Annotated in this window: 6 protein-coding genes; 3 read left to right on the top strand and 3 right to left on the bottom strand. The window is 65.6% G+C overall.

Translation table 11 applies throughout. The features are described from left to right. Both V5A53_RS14305 and V5A53_RS14300 read right to left on the bottom strand, forming a co-directional pair. A partial coding sequence (locus tag V5A53_RS14305) for a PQQ-binding-like beta-propeller repeat protein (protein WP_332314285.1) occupies positions 1-772 on the bottom strand: 772 nt, incomplete at its 3' end. 38 nt (positions 773-810) lie between these two features. Continuing rightward, entirely contained in the window at positions 811-1452 is a 642-nt protein-coding gene (locus V5A53_RS14300; protein WP_332314284.1) for a uracil-DNA glycosylase, read from the bottom strand. A gap of 107 nt (positions 1453-1559) precedes the next feature. Between V5A53_RS14300 and V5A53_RS14295 the strand changes: the two genes are divergently transcribed. Beyond that, positions 1560-1736: a hypothetical protein gene (locus V5A53_RS14295; protein ID WP_332314283.1), complete on the top strand. Its 177-nt coding sequence runs from the start codon at positions 1560-1562 to the stop codon at positions 1734-1736. 6 nt (positions 1737-1742) lie between these two features. Here V5A53_RS14295 and V5A53_RS14290 read toward each other — a convergent pair whose 3' ends face one another. After that, complete coding sequence (locus V5A53_RS14290; protein ID WP_332314282.1) at positions 1743-1979, bottom strand: DUF7860 family protein; 237 nt, start codon at positions 1977-1979, stop codon at positions 1743-1745. Between the two features lie 80 nt (positions 1980-2059). On the opposite strand from V5A53_RS14290, the gene V5A53_RS14285 reads away from it, so the two are divergent. Together V5A53_RS14285 and V5A53_RS14280 are read left to right on the top strand one after the other, a co-directional pair. Further along, a complete protein-coding gene (locus tag V5A53_RS14285; protein ID WP_332314281.1) occupies positions 2060-2287 on the top strand; it encodes a hypothetical protein in 228 nt (75 codons plus the stop codon). Between the two features lie 118 nt (positions 2288-2405). Then, a partial coding sequence (locus tag V5A53_RS14280) for a class I tRNA ligase family protein (protein WP_332314280.1) occupies positions 2406-2864 on the top strand: 459 nt, incomplete at its 3' end.

Below are 2864 nucleotides of genomic sequence, written 5' to 3'. Positions count from 1 at the left end.
GGTCGCCGTCAGGCGTGACGACGGGCCGGTGGTAGACCAGATCCGTTCCGGCGTGCCACAGTTCGGTACCGTCGTCGGCGTCGAGGGCGAAGACGTCGGGGACGTCGTGACCGCCACGCTCCCGGACGGCATAGACCGTGCCGTCGGCAACCGCGAGGGTTCGATTCAGCGTGACGGTACCGGCACCGTAGGCCTCGCCCGGTGTGGTACTCCAGCGAAGGTCGCCGCTGGCGGCATCGAAGGCCTTGACCGTCGAGACGTAGGTGACGTAGACCGTCCCGTCGACCACGATGGGTGAGCCACGGGCACTACTGACGTCGTCGGCGTGCCAGCGACGGGTGCCGTCGTGGTCGTGGGCGAACAGCCCGTATCGGCTCGCGGTGTAGATGCCACTCTCGTCGACGGTCGGCCGGGTGCCGCCTGCTCGGTCGTCGCCGAGGCTGACCGACCACTCGGTCGCGCCCTCGGTGGCATCGAGCGCGAAGAGGGTCCCCTCCCAGTCGTTGACGTAGGCACGCCCCTCGTGGATGCTCGGGGGCGGTGTCGACGTCGATGGAACCGACAGCGACCACGAGGCCGCCAGCGACTCCGGCGGGGCGAGCGCGTCTTCGACCGTCGCGGCCCGCCCGGGCGCGTACCGGTCCATCGGGTAATCGCTGTCCGGCGGAACCGGGTCGGCCGACGAGGAGAGGTCGAGACAGCCACTGACGGAAGCGATACCGGCGGCTCCGGCGGCGAGAAGCCCACGCCGGGTCGGTCGGGAGGGGGCCATCCGTCGATGCCTGCCCGGCGCTCGTTTATAAATGTCCGTTACGCGGACGGTCCCGCACCGAGGCCGACCAGCGTCTCCCCGATGGCTTGTCTATACTCCTCGGGTTCGTACCCGAGACGGGAAATCCAGATGTCCTGATACGAAGGGTGCAGGATCGGCAACAGCGACGGCAGACCGCCGGTTTCGAGGGGTGTGAGGACGGTATCGAGGAAGCCGTCGAGGGTTCGGTCGGTCGCGGCCAGCAGGGATTCGGTGGCGTGTCGGCCCGTGGGGACGACGCAGGCGGGGTCGACCTGCCGGAGTTCCGCCAGCAGGTACGGTCGACAGTTCTCGCGCTCGTCGGCGGTTGGTTCGCGGTTCGAGCCTTCCCCATCACTCGGGAAGCACTTGACGGCGTTCGTGAAGTAGAGGTCCGTGGGCGTGTAGCCGAGTCCCTCGAAGAGGTCACGCACCCGGCGGCCGCTGTGGCGGGCGGTGTAGGCCATGCCGGTGTGGTTGCCACCCTGCCAGCGGTCGGCCTCGGGGTCGCCGGCGCCCGGGGCCTCGCCCACGACGACGAGCGTGGCGTCGAGGGAGCCGACGCCCCACGAGATGCAGGTGCGGTCCTCGACGAGGGCGGGACAACGCCGACAGTCGTCGGCCAGCGGGTTGTGGTCCTCAGGGTCCGGGAAGGTCGCCATTCGTCGGGTGTGTGGCTTCGGAAGGGGTCAGTCTTCGGGTCCGGTTCGGAAATCGGGTCGCTTTCCGGGCAACATTTAAATTCCCCAATGGCTTCTGGTCGGCTACGATGAAGGATACTCCCTCCACATCGGATGCCGATTCGCCGTTCGAATCGTCGACGACGGCGCTGGACAGCGGTCGCTACTCGTCGTTGACGCTCGATAACGGGGATCTCGTGATCTACGATCGGGAGGGAACCGAGACGTGGCTGCAGTCGGACCTCGCTGTCGACGTGTCGGCCTGAGCGTGACTACTCGACAAGCGGGAGGACGATACCGAACACGAGCGGGACGAGCAGGCCGACGAGGACGCCGACGGCCTCGAGGCCGATGAACAGTTGGTCGGCGGCCGCCGGCATCCCGGCGGTCATGGTCCGGCCGATGACCTCGCCGACGGCGCCGATGACGAACATGGCGACCCCTGCGAAGAAGCCGAGTTTCGCGATTCGTGCGTAATCGAGATCCTGTTGTCGACCGCCGTAACTCATTGTTCGCGGTAGCTTACCGACCGTTGAAGTCCTTTCGGTCCGTCCGAAAGACCTATCTTGCTGACCGGTTGAGTGACTCTATGCGCGAACTACTGGTCGCGGCGCTCGAACTCGGCGGCTACCTGCTCGGGACCGTCGTCTTCGCCGTCGTCGGCCTCTTCGCCGAACTGAACAGCCTGTCGTATCTTTCGTCCGGCAATCAGATATTCGCGGGCTGGCTCGTGGTCATCGGCGCCGTTGCACTGTATGCCGCCTACTCGGTCGGCACCGAAAAGCTGCTGCCGCACCTCCGCGAACTCACGCCGTAACCGACCGCGACGACTCGCTTCTTCGGCTGCCGCTTGCTTTTCGAGAGTGGCCACACCGGTACAGAACCCGTCGCACAGTACCGATTGTCCTTTAACAACGGCGCTAAATTGGTGCAACATGAGCAGGTTCGCCGAGGTGGATGACCAGTACGAACCCCACGACGTCGAAGACGGGGTCTTCGACTACTGGGATGGGGTCGACGCCTACGAAAAGACGAGGCGGCACCGCGAGGACGGCGAGGACTTCTTCTTCGTCGATGGCCCGCCGTATACCTCCGGTGCGGCTCACATGGGGACGACGTGGAACAAGACCCTGAAGGACGCCTACATCCGCTATCACCGGATGCAGGGATACGACGTCACCGACCGGCCGGGCTACGACATGCACGGCCTGCCCATCGAGACGCGCGTCGAGGAGGAACTCGGCTTCGAGAACAAGAAGGACATCGAGGCCTTCGGCGAGGAGAAGTTCATCGAGGAGTGCAAGTCCTTCGCCGAGGAGCAACTCGATGGCCTCCAGGAGGACTTCAAGTCCTTCGGCGTCTGGATGGACTGGGACGACCCCTACAAGACGGTC

Source organism: Natronomonas sp. (genome assembly GCF_036625485.1).
In the GTDB taxonomy this organism is placed as follows: domain Archaea; phylum Halobacteriota; class Halobacteria; order Halobacteriales; family Haloarculaceae; genus Natronomonas.
Note: the sequence above shows the minus strand (reverse complement) of the source record. Positions and strands in the feature narration are given on the sequence as shown.

Coding starts and splice junctions, on each gene's coding strand:
- V5A53_RS14300 (WP_332314284.1), bottom strand. CDS start 1,452: ATGGCGACCTTCCCGGACCCTGAGGACCACAACCCGCTGGCCGACGAC.
- V5A53_RS14295 (WP_332314283.1), top strand. CDS start 1,560: ATGAAGGATACTCCCTCCACATCGGATGCCGATTCGCCGTTCGAATCG.
- V5A53_RS14290 (WP_332314282.1), bottom strand. CDS start 1,979: ATGAGTTACGGCGGTCGACAACAGGATCTCGATTACGCACGAATCGCG.
- V5A53_RS14285 (WP_332314281.1), top strand. CDS start 2,060: ATGCGCGAACTACTGGTCGCGGCGCTCGAACTCGGCGGCTACCTGCTC.